General features: G+C 45.2%; 20 protein-coding genes. 10 read left to right on the top strand and 10 right to left on the bottom strand.

Annotated features, from left to right (window positions below):
• Window positions 1–77: 77 nt before the first annotated feature.
• The gene (locus ACY3LV_RS03670) at window positions 78–758 is read right to left on the bottom strand and encodes an ABC transporter ATP-binding protein (protein WP_289346457.1); all 681 of its coding nucleotides are present in this window, start codon (window positions 756–758) and stop codon (window positions 78–80) included.
• Window positions 759–773: 15 nt separating this feature from the next.
• Window positions 774–2225, bottom strand: a complete 1452-nt coding sequence (locus ACY3LV_RS03665) for an ABC transporter permease (RefSeq protein ID WP_333561217.1) — start codon at window positions 2223–2225, stop codon at window positions 774–776.
• 213 nt (window positions 2226–2438) lie between these two features.
• On the opposite strand from ACY3LV_RS03665, the gene yclJ reads away from it, so the two are divergent.
• From yclJ to phrC, 4 genes are all read left to right on the top strand, one after another.
• Complete coding sequence (gene yclJ / locus ACY3LV_RS03660; protein WP_333519206.1) at window positions 2439–3122, top strand: two-component system response regulator YclJ; 684 nt, start codon at window positions 2439–2441, stop codon at window positions 3120–3122.
• On the top strand, window positions 3109–4524 hold the full coding sequence (locus ACY3LV_RS03655) for a sensor histidine kinase (RefSeq protein WP_148962988.1): 1416 nt from the start codon (window positions 3109–3111) through the stop codon (window positions 4522–4524). Before yclJ ends, ACY3LV_RS03655 begins: the two co-directional genes overlap by 14 nt.
• A gap of 162 nt (window positions 4525–4686) precedes the next feature.
• A complete protein-coding gene (rapC, locus tag ACY3LV_RS03650) occupies window positions 4687–5835 on the top strand; it encodes a response regulator aspartate phosphatase RapC (RefSeq protein ID WP_333519207.1) in 1149 nt (382 codons plus the stop codon).
• On the top strand, window positions 5819–5941 hold the full coding sequence (gene phrC, locus ACY3LV_RS03645; RefSeq protein WP_087993038.1) for a phosphatase RapC inhibitor PhrC: 123 nt from the start codon (window positions 5819–5821) through the stop codon (window positions 5939–5941). Before rapC ends, phrC begins: the two co-directional genes overlap by 17 nt.
• Before the next feature lie 99 nt (window positions 5942–6040).
• On the opposite strand, the gene ACY3LV_RS03640 is transcribed toward phrC, so the two are convergent.
• From ACY3LV_RS03640 to ACY3LV_RS03630, 3 genes are all read right to left on the bottom strand, one after another.
• The gene (locus ACY3LV_RS03640; protein WP_148962990.1) at window positions 6041–6136 is read right to left on the bottom strand and encodes a YjcZ family sporulation protein; all 96 of its coding nucleotides are present in this window, start codon (window positions 6134–6136) and stop codon (window positions 6041–6043) included.
• A 136-nt stretch (window positions 6137–6272) separates the two neighbouring features.
• Window positions 6273–6386 carry a YjcZ family sporulation protein gene (locus ACY3LV_RS03635; RefSeq protein ID WP_039075856.1) on the bottom strand — a complete coding sequence of 38 codons (114 nt, stop codon included), beginning with the start codon at window positions 6384–6386 and terminating at the stop codon, window positions 6273–6275.
• A gap of 149 nt (window positions 6387–6535) precedes the next feature.
• Window positions 6536–7900, bottom strand: coding sequence for an aspartate kinase (locus ACY3LV_RS03630; RefSeq protein WP_333561215.1), 1365 nt, complete (start codon window positions 7898–7900; stop codon window positions 6536–6538).
• A gap of 385 nt (window positions 7901–8285) precedes the next feature.
• On the opposite strand from ACY3LV_RS03630, the gene yclN reads away from it, so the two are divergent.
• From yclN to ACY3LV_RS03610, 4 genes are read left to right on the top strand one after another with little or no spacing between them, the layout of a single operon-like run.
• Window positions 8286–9236, top strand: a complete 951-nt coding sequence (yclN, locus tag ACY3LV_RS03625) for a petrobactin ABC transporter permease YclN (RefSeq protein WP_148962992.1) — start codon at window positions 8286–8288, stop codon at window positions 9234–9236.
• Window positions 9229–10176: a petrobactin ABC transporter permease YclO gene (gene yclO / locus ACY3LV_RS03620; protein ID WP_148962993.1), complete on the top strand. Its 948-nt coding sequence runs from the start codon at window positions 9229–9231 to the stop codon at window positions 10174–10176. Before yclN ends, yclO begins: the two co-directional genes overlap by 8 nt.
• Window positions 10170–10928 carry a petrobactin ABC transporter ATP-binding protein YclP gene (gene yclP, locus ACY3LV_RS03615; RefSeq protein WP_087993033.1) on the top strand — a complete coding sequence of 253 codons (759 nt, stop codon included), beginning with the start codon at window positions 10170–10172 and terminating at the stop codon, window positions 10926–10928. The genes yclO and yclP overlap by 7 nt, the downstream gene beginning before the upstream one ends.
• A gap of 21 nt (window positions 10929–10949) precedes the next feature.
• The gene (locus ACY3LV_RS03610; RefSeq protein WP_464863398.1) at window positions 10950–11906 is read left to right on the top strand and encodes a siderophore ABC transporter substrate-binding protein; all 957 of its coding nucleotides are present in this window, start codon (window positions 10950–10952) and stop codon (window positions 11904–11906) included.
• A 42-nt stretch (window positions 11907–11948) separates the two neighbouring features.
• Here ACY3LV_RS03610 and ACY3LV_RS03605 read toward each other — a convergent pair whose 3' ends face one another.
• The 4 genes from ACY3LV_RS03605 to ACY3LV_RS03590 form a co-directional block, all read right to left on the bottom strand.
• Window positions 11949–13367: an MDR family MFS transporter gene (locus ACY3LV_RS03605; protein ID WP_333519213.1), complete on the bottom strand. Its 1419-nt coding sequence runs from the start codon at window positions 13365–13367 to the stop codon at window positions 11949–11951.
• Between the two features lie 19 nt (window positions 13368–13386).
• On the bottom strand, window positions 13387–14265 hold the full coding sequence (locus ACY3LV_RS03600; protein ID WP_148962996.1) for a TetR/AcrR family transcriptional regulator: 879 nt from the start codon (window positions 14263–14265) through the stop codon (window positions 13387–13389).
• Between the two features lie 162 nt (window positions 14266–14427).
• The gene (locus ACY3LV_RS03595; RefSeq protein WP_148962997.1) at window positions 14428–15177 is read right to left on the bottom strand and encodes an NADPH-dependent oxidoreductase; all 750 of its coding nucleotides are present in this window, start codon (window positions 15175–15177) and stop codon (window positions 14428–14430) included.
• A 16-nt stretch (window positions 15178–15193) separates the two neighbouring features.
• Window positions 15194–15481: a putative quinol monooxygenase gene (locus ACY3LV_RS03590; protein WP_333561211.1), complete on the bottom strand. Its 288-nt coding sequence runs from the start codon at window positions 15479–15481 to the stop codon at window positions 15194–15196.
• A 140-nt stretch (window positions 15482–15621) separates the two neighbouring features.
• On the opposite strand from ACY3LV_RS03590, the gene ACY3LV_RS03585 reads away from it, so the two are divergent.
• The gene (locus ACY3LV_RS03585; RefSeq protein ID WP_087993028.1) at window positions 15622–15936 is read left to right on the top strand and encodes an ArsR/SmtB family transcription factor; all 315 of its coding nucleotides are present in this window, start codon (window positions 15622–15624) and stop codon (window positions 15934–15936) included.
• 1 nt (window position 15937) lies between these two features.
• Here the strand turns inward: ACY3LV_RS03585 and gabR are convergent, their stop codons facing one another.
• Window positions 15938–17380, bottom strand: coding sequence for a MocR-like transcriptional regulator GabR (gene gabR, locus ACY3LV_RS03580; RefSeq protein WP_333561210.1), 1443 nt, complete (start codon window positions 17378–17380; stop codon window positions 15938–15940).
• A 105-nt stretch (window positions 17381–17485) separates the two neighbouring features.
• On the opposite strand from gabR, the gene gabT reads away from it, so the two are divergent.
• Window positions 17486–18796, top strand: a complete 1311-nt coding sequence (gene gabT, locus ACY3LV_RS03575) for a 4-aminobutyrate--2-oxoglutarate transaminase (protein ID WP_333561209.1) — start codon at window positions 17486–17488, stop codon at window positions 18794–18796.
• The last annotated feature ends 54 nt before the right edge of the window (window positions 18797–18850 follow it).

Raw genomic sequence — 18850 nt, 5'->3', positions numbered from 1 at the left:
GCTCTTTTTACGTTCACTTCTATATAAAAGGGGGATATAGGTTGCGCCCCTGTCTGCACTGGCAGAGGCGCGTTTTGTTATACGACTGCGACGTTTTCCTTCACAGTAAAGCTTCCTCTTGAAAGCCTGATGTTGATGTCCGATACTTTCGCAATTTGCTCATCGTGCGTCACCATGATGACGCATTTATTTTCCTTGTGCGCCAGATCTTGAAAGAGCCGCACAATTTCTTTTGATGTATCCTCATCAAGGTTCCCTGTCGGTTCATCGGCTGCGATGAGATCCGTGTCACAGCAGAAAGCCCTTGTAATTGAAACCCGCTGCTGCTGTCCGCCGCTCAGTGTCAGCACTTTTTGCCGGGCTTGTTTTTCATTGATGCCGACCTTCTGAAGCATTTCCAGCGCGTACGCTTCTTTGTTCTTTTCTTTAGAACCTGTGATTTCCATGGCGGTTGTGACGTTTTGAAGAGCCGTCATATATGGGAGCAGGTTGTACGCCTGAAAGACAATTGATACATATTGATTTCTGAAGTTTGTTAAGCCGATTTTGGAAACAGCTTTTCCGCCGTAAAGAATCGTTCCTTCTTTTGGTGCGTCAAGTCCGCCTGCCAGAGACAGGAAAGTGGTTTTTCCTGTCCCTGATGTGCCGACGATCGTGTAGAATTTTCCTTTTTGAAAGCTGATGTTGATATCCTGAAACAATGGTTGGCTCTTGTCTTTATACCAGTAGCCGACTTGTTGAAATTCTAATAAGCTCATAGGTTTCGCCTCTTTCTATTCCTGTTTTGTCAATATCGTTTTTGGATGGAGCCGCAGTACTGAAATAGACGGCAGCAATGTTGCGATGATGGCGATTAAGATGCCGATTCCGCCAAGAACAAGCATGTCGTTCATAGAAACCGCGACGTTCAGTGAATCAATGACATTCGTGTTTGCTGAGCTGTGGCCGAACATTCCGCCCATGCCGCCGCCAGGCATTTGTCCGCTTGCGTTTTGCGTTGAATCAGTTGATGAACTGACCTGCTGGGATAAAAGCTGATTTCCGAGCTGGTTTGCGACTAGATTTCCCGTCACTGATGCAAGACCGATGGCGATAACGGCCACGATCAAAATCTCAGCTAAGAACTGTCCGATCAATTTCCAGCGTTTTTCACCGATGGCCATTAAAACGCCCATCTCATATTTTCGTTCTCTGATTGACATCATAACAATCAGGCCGAGAATGACCGCGCCCGCCGCTGATACAAGGTACACGACGTTTTTAGAGAATGAAGCCACATTTTCAATCGGACCGACCATTTGCTGGTAAAGCTGGTCGTTTGTATTCAGTGTGTACGTATCGAAATCAATTGATGTTTTCTTCGCTGCTTTTACGAAAGCATCCATATTTTTCGCATCGTCCATATAGTAAACAGCTGAGTCAATTGTGTTTTTATAGTCGTCACCTTTCAGCGCCGCTGTTGCTGTGTAAGGTGTGTACAGCTTGTTGTAAGGATTTAAAAAAGAGAAATTCTGGGCTTGGTCGTCGCCTGAAGACGTTGTTTTATAGATACCGACAATCTTCAGCTTCACCGTTGTATCTTCATCCGTTGCTGATTCAATTGTGATCGAATCGCCTACGCTTAAATCATTTTCTTCCGCTAATGTTTCATTAATCACTGTTACTTTTTTGCCGACGTCTGATTTTGTAATCGCGCGTCCGTCTGTGATTTTTGAATCTCCGTCAGAGAAATCATCGACTAACGCTGTGTTGATGACACCTTCAATCGAAAGATCGGCTTGAACCATTTGCGGTCCGCCTTGTCCGCCGCCTTGGCTGTTTTTCGTATTTGTGCTTGAACTGCTTGAACTGGAATCACTTGAACTAGAGCTTTCAATCGCATCAAAGTTTCCCGCGTTGGCTGAAGCAGACGTGATGTAGTTGTAGCTCTTCACATGATCAAGTGCTGCAAGCTTATTCGCATCAGACACTTTGACCGGTGTTGATTCGAAACTGCGCTTTTCTCCGCTGTGCTGCTGTTTTTCCATTTGCTTTTGGCGGTCCACCTGGAGCGTCACGCTTCCGCCGAGCTCCTGTCTGGCCAGTTCGCTTGATTTTTGTGCTGCCGACTGAATGGTGAGGCCTGACAGAACAAAGACACATATGACTGTAAACACAAATAATTGCAATAACGTTTTTCCCTTTTTCGCCTTCATATTCCAAAAGGCCCGTTTGATAAAGTTCATGTATGTTCCTCCGTATAGGTATTTTTTATTGATAAGGCCGCCTATGGAGCGGGCCCGCTTGCTGTTAAATTAATAGTAGTCCTAAGGTATGAAAAAACTATGAACAATGTATTGCTAGTTGATTAAATAAAAACTAACAAATGTGAAACACAAAACCTTCTGTATAAAATGGTGCTATGATATAGAAAAGCATCAAAACAACCGGAGGATACAATGAAAATATTAATGATAGAAGATAACATTAGTGTATGTACGATGACGGAGATGTTCTTTTTTAAGGAAGGTTTTGAAGCGGAATTCGTTCATGACGGGTTAGAGGGGTACCAGCGTTTTGCGGAGGATAATTGGGATCTGATCATTTTGGACATTATGCTTCCCTCTATGGACGGCGTGACCATCTGCAGAAAAATAAGAGAGACAAGCACGGTGCCGATTATCATGCTGACTGCCAAAGACACTGAATCAGACCAGGTTATCGGTTTTGAGATGGGAGCGGACGATTATGTCACGAAGCCGTTCAGTCCGCTGACGTTGGTTGCCCGCATCAAAGCCGTTATCAGAAGATATCAGGCGACAGGCAAGGCGGTTATGGATGATGATATGATCGAATCTGAATGTTTTACAATTAATAAGAAGACGAGAGAAGTATTCTTAAACGGAGAGCCTGTGGAAAACCTCACGCCGAAGGAATTCGATCTGCTTTATTACCTGGTCCAAAATCCGCGGCAGGTGTTCTCCAGAGAACAGCTGCTTGAGCAGGTTTGGGGCTATCAGTTCTACGGAGATGAGCGAACTGTCGACGTTCATATTAAACGGCTGCGGAAAAAGCTTTCCAGCGAGGACAAGCCTTTCCTGTATACGGTGTGGGGAGTAGGGTATAAATTTGATGAAGATTAAATATTTATATCAGCTGCTGCTGAGCCATATCAGTATTTTAATTTTAGCGTTTGTCATTATCATTTCTCTCTTTTCCCACTTTGTGAAAGAGTTTGCCTATCAAAACAAAGTAGAGGAATTGACGTCATACGCGGTGCAGATCGCAAACGAATTCCAAGGCGGCCAGATTGATATGCACAGGCTGTACCCGTATCAGGATATACTGGGCACGAGAAAGACAAAGTTTCTCCTCTTTGATGAAAAACAGCAGCCTTATTTTCTTCCTGAAGGGTTCCCGCCAAGGGATAAACTGAAAAAAGAAGAATGGTCTAAGCTGAAAAAAGGGCAGACTGTCATGATTCGATCGGATGGCCGCTTTAATGAAGAAGTTTCACTAGTTGCACAGCCAATCATGATTCAGAATGAATTTAAAGGCGCGGTTGTGCTGGTTTCTCCGATCAGCGGTGTTGAACAGATGGTCAATCAAGTTAATCTCTACATGTTTTATGCCGTGATCAGCACGCTTGCCATTTCCATTCTCGTTAGCTGGCTGCTATCGAAATTCCATGTGAAACGGATTGAAAAGCTGAGAGAAGCAACGGATAAAGTGGCTTCCGGTGATTATGACATTCACTTGGAAAGCAGCTACGGGGACGAAATCGGCGTGCTGGCGTCTGATTTTACGATCATGGCGAAAAAATTAAAGCAATCAAGGGATGAAATCGACCGCCTTGAGAAGCGGAGAAGGCAGTTTATCGCTGATGTATCACACGAATTAAAAACACCGCTGACGACGATTAACGGCTTGGTTGAAGGACTGAACAGCCATACGATTCCTGATGATAAGAAGGAAAAATGCTTCTCGCTCATCAGTGAGGAAACAAAGCGCATGCTGCGGCTCGTCAAAGAAAATCTGGATTATGAAAAAATCAGATCCCAGCAAATTACCTTGAACAAGCTCGATGTTCCGCTGATTGAGGTTTTTGAAATTGTGAAAGAGCACTTGGAACAGCAGGCGGAAGAAAAGCAAAACAAGCTGACGATTCAGGTAGAGGATCACGTCATCGTTCACGCCGATTACGACCGGCTCATTCAAATCCTCGTCAACATGACAAAAAACAGCATCCAATTTACGCAAAACGGTAACATTTGGCTGCGCGGAATAGAAGGATATAAAGAGACGATTATCGAAATTGAAGATACAGGAGTCGGCATCTCAAAAGAGGATATTGAGCATATTTGGGAGCGGTTCTACAAAGCTGATATTTCAAGAACGAACACGGCATACGGGGAATACGGACTCGGTCTCTCCATCGTCAAGCAGCTCGTTGAAATGCATCAGGGCACAGTAGAAATCAAGAGTGAGGAAGGAAAAGGCACAACATTCATCATCCGCCTTCCTTTAACGGCAAAACAGCCATAACATACAGGGCGGCGGCATCATGAGGTGCAACTGCCTTTTTTGCGTATCACTTCGGTTTATTGCGTGCTCCCGAAACAAAGATTGCGTGTTTTTCGGGTTGGGACGGTCTATAAACATGATAAAATATGACATAAACAGTTTTTGATGGGAGAGGGTGAAGGAATGAAGAGCGGGGTAATTCCTTCTTCAGCGGTCGGTCAAAAAATTAACGAGTGGTACAAATATATCCGCACATTCAGCGTGCCGGATGCCGAAGTGTTAAAAGCTGAAATCCAGCAGGAACTGAAACACATGCAGCATGATTCCAACTTGCTGCTCTATTATTCACTAATGGAATTTCGCCACCAGCTTATGCTTGATTATCTTGAGCCGTTAGAGAAATTAAATATCGAGGACCAGCCAAGCCTGTCTGAATTATCAAGAAACATTGACAGCAACCAGGCGGATCTCAAAGGGCTGCTCGACTACTATGTGAATTTTTTCCGCGGGATGTATGAGTTTGATAAGCGGGAATTTATTTCTGCCATTACATACTATAAACAGGCGGAAAAGAAGCTCTCCTTTGTCGCAGACCATATTGAACGGGCTGAATTCTATTTTAAAATCGCGGAAGCTTATTATTATATGAAGCAAACGTACTTTTCACTGATCAATATAAAAAACGCCTATGAAATTTATGTGGAGCAGGAAACCTATAATGTGAGAATCATTCAATGCCATTTCGTCTACGGGGTTAACCTGATGGATGAAAGGAATTTTGAACAAGCCGCAAGCCATTTTAAATTGGCGCTCGATATGGCCGAAGCAGAACAAAAAGCCCAGCTGGTCGGAAGAGCGTACTACAATCTCGGACTATGCTATTATAATCAAGACATTCTCGACCCTGCTATTGACTACTTTGAAAAAGCGGTCTCCACGTTTGAAAGCAGCCGGATTATCAATTCACTGCCGCAAGCCTATTTTTTAATCACCCTGATTTATTATAAACGGGGAAAACATGATAAAGCTTCGGAATATCACAAGCGGGGCTATGAATATGCTAAAGAAACAGACGATGCAGATTACGCGGTAAAATTCGAATTTTTGAAATCCCTATATCAGGATCAGCCCAATGAAATAGGAATCGAACGATGTTTCCAATACTTAAAAAATAAAAATATGTACGCTGATATAGAGGATTTAGCCCTAGAAGTAGCAAAATATTACTATGAACAGAAATGGTTTAAACTGTCTGCTTCCTACTTTCTAAAAGTTGAAGAGGCAAGAAAACAAATACAAAGGAGTGAAGGTTTGTATGAAATTGAAATCTAAGTTGTTTGTTATTTGTTTAGCCGCGGCTGCGATTTTTACAGCGGCTGGCGTCTCTGCTAACGCGGAAGCACTCGACTTTCATGTGGCGGAAAGAGGAATGACGTAAGAATCAGCCCCTTCTCATTAGTGAGAAGGGGTTTTTTACAGAAACAGCGCCGCAAGACATGTATCTTTCGGCGCTGCTCTTCACCGGAGAATATTTTTCTTAGTATCCCCCGTTATAAAATGCAGTACCCACAATAATCAAGAGGATAAATAACACAACGATCAAAGTAAATGAGTTTCCTCCATAACCTGACATCTTGTGCCACCTCCTTGTGAGATTACATTATCATATGCTGAATGATCACAGAGGATTGGGTATGGACCATATAAAAAACAAAAACGCCGTAAGATTAATTTGTCTTACGGCGCCATACGAGGTAAGTGAAAAAGGTTTAGTAGAAGCCGCCGCCTACATAAGCCGCTCCAACAATAATCAAAAGAATAAACAATACAACGATTAAAGCGAATGAATTATTGTAACCGCCGCCGCCAGTGTATCCTGACATAAGGCTTCACCTCCCTATAATAGATACTATAAGATATGCAGAACAGATCCGTTTGTCAGGGCCATTAGAGGACAAGAGAAAAATGGACACAGCTATGAGCCAGATGGGCATAAAAAAATAGCGGGCGTTTGCGCCCGCTATTTATGTAATTAAGAGATCAGTACGCCCGCGAAAAATTCATGATATAACGCTTGAACGGCTTTTCTTTCTTCGGCTTCTTTTACGCCGAACATCATGCTTACTTCAGATGATCCCTGATTGATCATTTCGATATTCACTTTTGCCTCTGATAATGCCTTGGCCGCTCTTGCCGTTGTGCCGACATTGTGGCGCATCGCTTCTCCAACAACCATAATCAGTGCGAGATGATGCTCGACAATCACTTCGTCGGCGTGTAGCTCCTCTTGAATCTGTTTGATCACGCTGCGTTCAGTGACGGCATCCATTTGACCCTCCCGTAAGATGATGGTCATGTCATCAATTCCCGATGGAACATGCTCATACGTCAAACCATGCTCCTCCAGAATTTGAAGGGCTCTGCGGCCAAATCCGATTTCTCTGTTCATTAAATATTTGCTGATATAAATGCTGCAAAAGCCGGTATCGCTGGCAATGCCGACGACAGGACCGTTTGTGTTATCCCGCTTGCTTGCGACGCGGGTGCCTTGGGCTGACGGGTTGTTCGTATTTTTGATTTGTACGGGAATCCCCGCTCTGAACGCCGGAATGAGCGCTTCATCATGAAAAACTGAAAAGCCCGCATAGGACAGCTCCCGCATCTCTCTGTATGTCAGTTCGCTGATTTCCTTTGGATTCTCAACGAAAGACGGATTGACAGAGTACACAGCGTCCACGTCTGTAAAGTTTTCGTACAAATCAGCTTGAAGTCCGTTGGCGAGAATGGAACCGGTAATATCAGAACCGCTCCGTGAGAATGTGATCACATCGCCATCCTTGCTGAATCCGAAAAAACCGGGAAAAATAATGAGGCTGTCACGTTCCCGAAGACGATAGAGGTTTTGATAGGATTCAGGAAGAACTTGCGCGTTGCCGGGTTCATGTGTCACAAAAAGGCCGGCGTCCTTCGGGTTGACATATTCCGCTTTGACGCCTTTATGGCGGAAATAGGCGGCGATCAGCTTGGCGTTGTTATCCTCCCCGCTGGCTTTGACTGCGTCAAGATACTGCTCGGGATCGTTTTTATCTCCTTCTAAAAGCGTAAACAGATCATCGCGGATTGTTTCGATAATGCTTTGCTCCAGCTGAAGCTCATTGGCGATGAGGGCATACCGTTCCACAACAGCTTCTGCCAGTTCAGGGGCGCTGCCTGATGCCAAATATTGTTCTGCACATGAGATTAAGAGATCAGTCACTTTCGTATCCTCAGCATAGCGTTTTCCCGGAGCTGAAACGACTACAGCTTTCCGTGCCGGGTCTGAGGTTACGATGTCAAACACCTTTTCAAGCTGGGCGCCTGAAGCGAGTGAGCTGCCTCCGAATTTAACGACCTTCATGTTTACATCTCCTAATGTTTAAAATTTTCACACAAATTTAGTATTTATTATCTCTCTTTCAGACCTGTAAATCAAGGGGTAATTTCTTTCTGGAGTGAACATTTGTATTTTCCGTGAGGAATTATGTCAGGTAAACTACCTGTATACATGCGTTTTGAAGATAAATATGGTAAACAACCTAACGATTTGGGATGGAAAATGATTAGAATGATTAGTAAAATTAAATACATGACTAGGTTAATATTTTGAAAGAATATTGACTAACACTAGAAAAATGGTAATATGTAAATGATAATGATAATCAATTACTATATGGCCATATTGTTTTGAGTCCTTGCGGAGTAGGAGATACGTTCTTTTTGCTGTAAGGATGTGAGGAGGCAGCATGAAGCTACGTTACTTATTTATTCTACTTATCATATTAGCAGTCACATCTGTATTTATCGGCGTAGAAGATCTGTCGCCGCTTGATCTCTTTGATTTAAGCAAACAAGAGGCGTCAACGCTGTTTGCAAGCCGTTTGCCGCGATTGATCAGCATCATTATCGCGGGTTTAAGCATGAGCATCTGCGGTTTGATTATGCAGCAGATCAGCAGAAACAAATTCGTGTCACCGACAACTGCGGGCACAGTGGATTGGGCGAGGCTCGGCATTTTGATTTCTTTGCTGCTGTTTACATCCGCCAGTCCTTTAATCAAAATGCTGGTCGCATTTGTCTTTGCCCTTGCAGGAAATTTTCTGTTTATGAAAATCCTTGAAAGAATCAAGTTTAACGACACCATCTTTATTCCGCTTGTCGGTTTAATGCTTGGGAATATCGTCAGTTCAATCGCGACATTTATCGCATATAAATATGACTTGATCCAGAATGTGTCATCATGGCTTCAGGGAGACTTCTCTTTAGTCGTGAAAGGAAGATACGAGCTTCTTTATCTGAGTATTCCGCTCGTCATCATTGCCTATTTGTATGCGGATAAATTTACAGTGGCCGGTATGGGAGAAAGCTTTTCTGTCAACCTCGGCCTGAAGTACAAGCGGGTTGTGAACATCGGGCTCATGATCGTGTCCCTGATCACGTCTCTTGTCATTTTGACTGTCGGTATGCTTCCGTTTCTCGGTTTAATCATCCCGAATATTGTATCGATTTACAGAGGAGACAATCTAAAGAACAGCCTGCCGCACACGGCGCTATTGGGAGCGGTTTTTGTGCTGTTTTGCGATATATTGGGCAGAATCATTATCTTCCCTTATGAAATCTCGATTGGCCTGATGGTCGGAATCATCGGCAGCGGCATTTTCCTGTTTATGCTGTTAAGGAGAAAAGCGTATGCGTAACCAGATGAAAATTGCGTTGCTCGTTGGTTTAGCCATTGTATGTATTGGCTTGTTTTTGTTTTATGACGTAGGCAATTGGGATTACACCCTGCCGAGAAGAATCAAAAAGGTCGCTGCCATTGTGCTGACGGGAGGAGCGATTGCGTTTTCGACGATGATCTTTCAAACGATTACGAACAACCGCATCCTGACGCCGAGCATCTTGGGCCTTGATTCTCTCTACATGCTGATTCAGACCGGCATTATCTTTTTATTCGGTTCTGCAAATATGGTCATCATGAATAAAAACATGAACTTTATCATCTCTGTTCTGCTGATGATACTGTTTTCCCTTGTTCTTTATCAGCTCATGTTTAAGGGAGAGGGGAGAAATATCTTTTTCCTTCTGCTCGTCGGAATCGTGTTTGGCACACTGTTTGGCAGCCTGTCTTCCTTTATGCAGATGCTGATTGATCCGAATGAGTTTCAAGTGGTGCAGGACAAGATGTTTGCCAGCTTTAACAACATCAATACGGATTTGTTATGGCTCGCGTTCATCATCTTCCTGCTGACAGGCGTTTACGTCTGGCGTTTTACGAAGTTTTTTGACGTGCTTTCGCTTGGGCGCGAGCACGCCGTGAATTTGGGCATTGACTACGACAAAGTGGTGAAGCAGATGCTGGTCGTGGTTGCGATCCTTGTTTCTGTTTCAACAGCGCTAGTCGGGCCGATTATGTTTTTAGGCCTTCTTGTCGTCAACCTGGCGAGAGAATTCCTGAATACATATAAGCATTCATACTTAATCGCAGGCTCCGTCTTCATCAGCATCATTGCGCTGGTGGGAGGACAGTTTGTAGTTGAGAAAGTGTTTACCTTTTCAACGACGCTGAGCGTCATTATCAATTTTGCCGGCGGGATTTATTTTATCTACTTGCTGTTAAAGGAGAATAAATCATGGTAGAGGTCAAAAATGTAAGCAAACAGTATGGCGGGAAAGTGGTCCTTGAAGAGACGTCAGTCACGATTCAAAAGGGCAAAATTACCTCGTTTATCGGTCCAAACGGCGCCGGCAAAAGCACGCTGCTGTCTATAATGAGCCGCCTGATCAAAAAAGATTCCGGCGAGATTTTCATAGACGGCCAAGAGATTGGATCATGCGACAGCAAAGAGCTTGCTAAAAAAATGAGCATTTTGAAGCAGGCGAACCAAATCAATATCAGGCTCACCATCAAAGATCTCGTCAGCTTCGGCAGATTTCCTTACTCACAAGGCCGGCTGACAGAGGAAGACTGGGGCCATATCAACCAGGCGCTCGGCTATATGAAACTGGAAGACATTCAGGACAAATACCTGGATCAGCTGAGCGGCGGACAGTGCCAAAGGGCATTTATCGCAATGGTCATTGCCCAGGACACCGATTATATTTTTCTGGATGAGCCGCTGAACAATCTGGATATGAAACATTCAGTTGAAATTATGAAACTGCTGAAACGGCTGGTGGAGGAGCTTGGAAAAACAATCGTGATCGTTATTCATGATATCAACTTCGCATCTGTCTACTCCGATCATATCGTGGCCTTGAAAAACGGCCGAATCGTAAAAGAGGGGCCGCCCGAGGAGATTATTGAAACCTCTGTGCTTGAAGAAATCTACGATATGACCATCCCGATTCAGACGATTGATCATCAAAGAATAGGTGTTTATTTTTCTTAATATATAGAAGAGGTGAAGAGCATGAAAAAGTTTGCATTATTATTCATCGCTTTGGTGACGGCAGTTGTCATTTCTGCATGCGGAAACCAAAGCGCAAGCAGCAGCAAAGGTTCTGATTTAAAGAATGAACAAATTACAGTGAAACACATGCTGGACAAAGACGGCACAAAAGTGCCAAAAAACCCTAAAAAAGTAGTCGTGTTTGATTTTGGAAGCTTAGATACGCTAGATAAACTCGGCCTTGATGATAAAGTGGCGGGCCTGCCGAAACAAGCCCTTCCTAAATATCTATCCCAATTCAAAGATGACAAATATGCGGATGTCGGAAGCTTAAAAGAGCCAGACTTTGAAAAAGTGGCTGAAATAGACCCTGATCTGATCATTATTTCAGGAAGACAATCTGAGTCTTACAAAGAATTCTCTGAAATCGCGCCGACGATTTACCTTGGCGTGGACACAGCGAAGTACATGGAGTCATTTAAGTCAGACGCAGAAACAATCGGCAAGATCTTTGATAAAGAAGATGAAGTGAAAGACGAACTCGCAACAATTGATAACTCAATTGCGGATCTTAAGAAAACAGCTGAAAAGCTGAACAAAAACGGTCTCGTCATCATGGCGAACGACGGCAAAATCAGCGCCTTTGGTTCTAAATCAAGATACGGCCTGATCCATGACGTATTCGGCGTGACACCGGCTGATAAAAACATCAAAGCCTCTACTCATGGACAAAGTGTTTCTTACGAGTACATTTCAAAAACAAACCCGGATTACCTGTTTGTCATTGACCGCGGTACAGCAATCGGAGAAACATCATCTACAAAACAAGTCGTTGAAAACGATTATGTGAAAAACGTAAACGCAGTAAAAAATGATCATGTCGTTTACCTTGATTCTGCTACTTGGTACTTATCTGGAGGCGGACTTGAGTCTATGACGAAAATGATTAAAGAAGTAAAAGACGGTTTAGAGAAGTAAACAAAAGGGCCTCCGCTTAAAAGCGGGGCCCTTTTTATGTGATCAGCGTGCCGCCTGCTGTTCGGCAGGGCGCTGAGGTTTCTTTAATGTAAATGAGAGAAGGAAGCCGGCAAGTGCGATGCAGGCTGCCACGAGAAATGCGGCGTTCATGCCGTGCAGGGCGGCGTGTTTCACATTTTCCGTACCTGCTTGTGCCGCCTGGTTGCTCATGACGGATACCAATAGAGCGGTTCCGATCGAGCCGCCCACTTGGCGAATCGTGTTGTTCATCGCTGTTCCATGCGGGATCAGATGGCGCGGCAGTGCGTTGATTCCGGCTGTCGTCACCGGCATCATGATCATGGCGGTACCTAAAAGACGAACAGTGTATAAAACGACAATCCAAGCGAGTGACGTATGGTCGGTCAGCTGCATAAACGGCAGCGATGTCAGGAAGATGATGCAGAAACCGGCGATTGCCAGCCCTCTTCCGCCGACACGGTCAAAGATTCTGCCGATGATCGGTGACATGAAGCCCATCACAATGGCTCCCGGAAGAAGCATGAGTCCTGTATCAAAAGCTGTGACGTCTCTGACGTTTTGTGTATAAAGCGGCAGGATGGTTTCCGTACCGATCAATAGTGCGAAGACAAGCGTTCCAAGCAGTGTTGTTAAGCTGAAAACGCCAAACGTAAAGACGCGGAATTCCAGCATCGGTTTTTCAAGTTTCATTTGTCTAGTAATAAATAAAATAAGTGCGACAGCACCCACCAGCAGTGAAATCAAGACGGTTGAACTGGTCCAGCCATAAGATCCAACGCTTGAGAAGCCGTACAGAAGCCCGCCGAATCCAAATGTCGAAAGGATCACTGATAAAATATCAATCTGTGTTTTTCTTAAAGTCGTCACGTTCTTCATCAGGATGCTGGCAAGAATTAAATCAATCACAGCAAACGGAAGAATGATATAGAACAGAGATCTCCAAGAGAAAGCTTCGACTGCCCATCCGGAAAGAGTCGGCCCGATTGCAGGCGCGAACGAGATGACCAATCCGACCATACCCATAGCCTGGCCACGTTTTTCAATCGGAAAGATCGTCAGGAATACGGTCTGCATGAGCGGCATCATTATACCGGCACCTGCTGCTTGAATGATACGCGCTGTCAGCAGAACCGGGAAGTTCGGCGCGAACGCTCCGACGACTGTTCCGGCAGTGAAAATGCTCATTGCTATGATGAGCAGCGTCCTGCTCGTGAATTTTTCAATTAAAAACGCCGTAATTGGAATTAAAATCCCATTGGTTAACATAAATGAAGTTGTCAGCCATTGCGCTTGGTTGGCATCTACATTGAAATCCCTCATAATATGGGGAAGCGCGGTAATTAACAGCGTCTGATTTAAAATCGCGACAAACGCCCCGGCTAATAAAATGCCGACAATGATAGAACGATTAAAAGGTTTTGGTGCAATACTTTTATCCAATACATATCCCTTCTTTTCTCTAAGTAATTAACAGTGTTTTCAACATCGAAACGGGCTGTGTTAAAACACCGGTTTGTTCCAGATAGCCAATCAGTGATTTGAGCAAAAAAGCGCGGGGTTCTTTCTTCTTCGCTTCTTCCTCCAGCATAGCGGCTGCGGATGTCAGTTCATCTACGTCAAAGTCCGCGGCGGGCAGGGAAGAGATGCCTTGGTGTAATTCCTTCAGGCTTTCCGACAACAGGGCTGATTTATCCTTTGGCTTGTAGGAGGATGCTGAATGAATATAAAGCTCGATGGCTTCAGGAGGAAGGAGAGACTGCCGGGTTTCCTTGTTTTTGACAAGCTGATTGAGGGTGCTGATGATAAACGCTGCGATCGGGTCAAGCTCAAGCGGTTTTTCCTCTATTTTGATCAGCATGACAAACTCGCGCATCATGCCGTGAAGAATGATGACTAAATCCCACACAAATGGGAGAATGGTTTCTCCATACGCCTGGATCAGCGAATCGCGGTGCCAGCAAATAATCGTTGATCTTGTCTGATGGATATGCTGTTTGACTCGGTTATTATGCAGCTTAGGGTTCCCGTAGGTCAGCATATTGAAAAACTGCTGGTTCCGCCTGAAGCCTTCCAGTTCCATTTTGACCTTTTGCATCAAACGCTCCTCCGGTGTCAGCGAGGTATTTTCCTGAAGTCTTGAGGCCGCGGCCACCATTTGCTTCTGGTTAAATGACAGCAGCTCTAAAAGCAGATCTTCCTTAGACTGAAACAGCTTATATATCGAAGCTTTTGACATCTTACATTCTTCTGCGATCGCCTGCATAGAAACCGACGTAAAATCCTTTTCTGAAAAAAGCTTTCTCGCAGTTAACAAGATATCTGTTTTTTTATCAAGCATCTCATGGCTTCCTTCTTTCTTGAACATTAGAAAACCCATTGGTTCACAGAAAACCAATGAGTAACAATGAAAAAATTTTACCAAATAAACTAAATAGAAGTCAATGGATTTTAACCGGACAATCGAAAGGCCCGCCGGAAAATCCGACAGGCCGGGTGAGGCTTATTTTTCAACTTTAAATCCTTGTTTCTCAAGCATTTCACGGATATGCGGATAGTATAGGCGCTCATAATAGGAAGCGATGCCCTGTGACCAGTTTCTTGTTTCTTTTCCTTTTGTCCGCTCATTCATGTACTCAGACATCGTCTCATCATATGCCTGTATGTGGGACGTCAGCTCATCTTGATTCAAATAGGTTTCCTGATGATTGACTGCTTCCTGCGGAAGACGCGGTTTCTTCGCTGAACGGTCAGCTGGATGCCCGATGACAAGGCCGGAAACAGGGAACACGTATTTCGGAAGCTCAAGCAGTTCGATCAACTCTTGAGGGTTTCCGCGAACCGCGCCAATCGGAACCGTGCCCAGTCCGAGGGATTCGGCCGCTGCTGTCGCTGTGCCGAGGGCGATACCAGCGTCTACAGCGCCAACAAGAACGGACTCCAATCCGTTTGTGATTTCCATATTGAAATCATGCAGATCTTCAAGCGCGATTTTGGCCCGGTTGAAGTCTGCGCAGAATAGCAAGAAAACAGGAGCCTGATCAATCCAAGGCTGACCGCCAGCCAGCTCGGAGATTTTCTTTTTGCGCTCTTTATCCTGCACTGTGATCACAGTCACTTGCTGCCCGTTGATAGAAGTGGGGGCTGCTTGCACCGCTTGAATGATGTGGTCCAATTGTTCCTGTGCTACAGGTTGATCCGTATAGCTGCGAATCGAGCGGTGGTCTGTTAATGATTTGATGACTTCATTCATATGGGACACCCTTTCCTTACTCGCTAAGCTCTGTGCGGACAACGTCAAGAGGAGCGCTCAGCAGTTCTTTTGCTTTTGCGACAAACCCTTGGAAATGCGCAGTTTCATTGTGTGATTTCATCGCCGCTTCATCTTTCCATTGCTCAAGCATCACAAATGTATTGTCTTCGCCTACTTTTTCAAATAGGTCGTATTGCGCGTTGCCTTCCTCAGCTCTTGAGTGCTGAACAAGCGATTGTGCCTCGCTCAGAAATTCCTCGCGTTTTTCTGGTTTTACTTTGATGTAAGCTTGTAATACGATCATGTCAATCTCCTCCATCGTTATGCTGATTTTATTGTTCGAATTTAATCGAACTAACTGTATCATGTATTCAAAATGAGGTAAAGGAAAAACCCTCAAATAGTAAAGTTGTCATTCTAATTGTTGTGTGATACATTTGTGTCATGAACATTCCAAACCATCCAGAAACAGAAACGTTGCAGCTGACAAAGGTTCTTCACGCACTAAGTGATCCGCTTCGTTTAGAGCTGGTAAAGCAATTAGCTGAAGCGAAAGAAAAAACATGCGGCACCTGTGCGGATGTACAGGTTGCCAAATCGACCTTGTCGCATCATTTTAAAGTACTGAGAGAATCAGGCATCGCTCAAGTTCGGATAGAAGGAAAGCGCCGGTATTATTCGCTTCGCGCTGAAGACCTTGAAAAGGCGTTTCCCGGCCTGCTTGAAGCCATACTGAATGTGGACCAGGATCGCTGGTGAATCAATCCCCTGTACCGGGGATTTTTTTATGTCCGTAAACAGCACGGAAAAGCCTCTCGACACCCTCCTGAATGTCTTCTTCCTTCAGCCGCGCGAAGCCGATAATGAGAGCGGGCCGGCCTGTTTGCCGCTTGTTTTTTTCCTCCAAGTCAAATCGGCTCATTCCGAAGATTTCGAGCTGCTGGCCGGCTGCGTGTGCCAGAATGTCTTGTTCGGAGCGGCTTGTATGAAATTCGGTGACGAAATGCAGTCCCGCATTTGCCCCTTTTACGGAAATCTCTCCTCTGAACTTTGTTTCTAAAGCGGTGATCAGGCGCTCTCTCTTTTCTTTATAATGCTGCTTCATTTTTTTAATATGCTTCTGATATTCTCCGGATTCGATAAATTCTTGCAGGGCGAGCTGCGTAAGCGATGAGCATGTCTGCAAATCATAGCCCCGCTGTTTGTATGTCCGCAATAGCTCCGGTGGCAAAACCATATAGCTGATCCGCAAGCCTGGGAGAAGGGACTTTGAAAAGGTGCCCATATAGATGACATGTTGAAAACGATCGAGGCTTTGCAGCGCCGGAATACTATCGACATCATATGTAAATTCACTATCATAATCGTCTTCAATAATAAAACGGTACGGCTTTTCGGCTGCCCAGTTCAGCAGCTGAATTCTTCTGGATACAGGCATAATTGTACCGGTTGGGAATTGATGAGACGGAGTCATTACCAGCACATCAGGCTGCTGTCTGCTGATTTCAGCAATCGACATGCCTTTGTCATCAAGCATAATGGTCTTCACCTGTTTTCCCGCATGCTTTAAAAGCTGGTACATGCGCCTGTAACCGGGCTCCTCCATGGCATACACCGCTTTCTTGGGCAAAAGCTCAGTCAATAGCTGCATGAGCATCTGTGTTCCTGCCCCTATAACGATTTGTTCCGGCTGGCATTTTACACCCCGCGTCAAAGAAATGAGCCTGGTAACGGCCGCTCTCACTTCATATATCCCTTGCGGATGCGACATATCACCGAGCGTGCGGTATGAGCGGGAGGCCGCTTTTTGCTCGCAGCGAAACCAGCTTTTGATCGGAAAATGGTCTGTATCGGCACTCATGTGTGAAAACGAGATCCAATCGCTCTGATCTTGGTGAACCTCTTTCAGATCATCCGGCAGTGCAAACCGAGGGTGCTCCTCGGCTGAAAACATGTCCAGCTTCTCCACGAAAAAACCCTTTCGCTCAATGGCGTATAAATATCCCTCAGCCAGCAGCTGCTGATAGGCTGCATTCACTGAGTTGACGCTGACCTTCAGCTTCTCTGCCAGCTCCCGTTTGGAGGGAACCTTCGAGTGGGGCAGCAGATTGCGGCTGAGGATCTCTTTTTTCAGCTTTTGATAAATTTGCTGATAGATATAATCGGCTTGTTCTGAGCGATCAAGTGTAATTGTGATATCCATTTGCGGTGTCTCCTTCTGATACCATCAAAAAGTTATAATTGGTACTTTTCATCATACCAAAAAGTAGTCAGAATGATAAGAAAATAGCGACAGGGGGACATTCACATGAGTGAAACAACAGCAAGCATCACGACTGCCCAGTGGCAGGAAAAACGGGATCAATTCGTATCAAAAGGTGTGAGCAACGGCAACCGCAGTCTGGCGGCCAAAGGAGAAGGGGCTGAGCTGTACGATTTGGACGGCCGGAGGTTTATTGATTTTGCAGGCGCCATCGGAACGGTAAACGTCGGACACTCACATCCGAAGGTGGTTGAGGCTGTAAAGCGGCAGGCGGAGGAGCTCATTCACCCGGGGTTCAATGTCATGATGTACCCGTCTTATATCGAATTAGCCGAAAAACTGTGCGGCATTGCACCGGGCAGCTATGAGAAAAAAGCGATCTTTCTGAACTCGGGGGCGGAAGCGGTTGAAAACGCTGTGAAAATCGCCAGAAAATATACAAAGCGCCAAGGGGTTGTTTCGTTTACACGAGGGTTTCACGGGCGGACGAATATGACGATGAGCATGACGAGTAAGGTAAAACCTTATAAATTCGGATTCGGACCTTTTGCTTCAGAGGTTTATCAAGCACCGTTCCCCTATTATTATCAAAAGCCGGCGGGCATGAGTGATGAAAGCTATGACGACATGATCATCCAAGCGTTTAATGATTTCTTTATCGCTTCCGTCGCGCCGGAAACGGTGGCGTGTGTCGTGATGGAGCCGGTGCAGGGAGAAGGCGGCTTCATTATCCCATCGAAAAGGTTTGTGCAGCACGTTGCGTCATTTTGCAAAGAACACGGCATTGTCTTTGTCGCTGATGAAATTCAAACGGGTTTTGCTAGAACTGGTGCTTATTTCGCGATTGAGCATTTTGATGTAGTGCCTGACCTGATCACGGTTTCTAAATCACTTGCGGCGGGCTTGCCGTTAAGCGGTGTGATCGGCCGTGCGGAACTGCTTGATGCGGCGGGGCCCGGGGAGCTGGGCGGCACGTATGCAGGCAGCCCGCTCGGGTGCGCTGCGGCTTTGGCTGTGTTGGATATCATTGAAGAAGAAGGATTGAATGACCGTTCTGAAGAAATTGGAAAAATCATTGAAGAGAAGGCGTATGAGTGGAAACAAGAATTCCCGTTCATCGGTGACATCCGCAGACTCGGGGCAATGGCGGCCATCGAAATCGTCAAGGACCCCGACACGCGAGAGCCTGATAAGGCGAAAGCGGCAGCGATTGCGGCGTATGCGAATCAAAACGGATTGCTTTTGCTGACAGCGGGAATCAACGGCAATATCATTCGCTTTCTGACGCCGCTCGTCATCTCAGACAGCCTTCTGAATGAAGGGTTCAGCATCTTGGAGGCGGGCCTGCGAGCGTAATCATTGGAAAGAAAACGGCGGGGTCTGCTATCATTTTAAGTAATCATAAAACAG

It is taken from the genome of Bacillus sp. 11C, from assembly GCF_055486375.1.
This window is presented reverse-complemented; position numbering and strand designations above follow the sequence as displayed.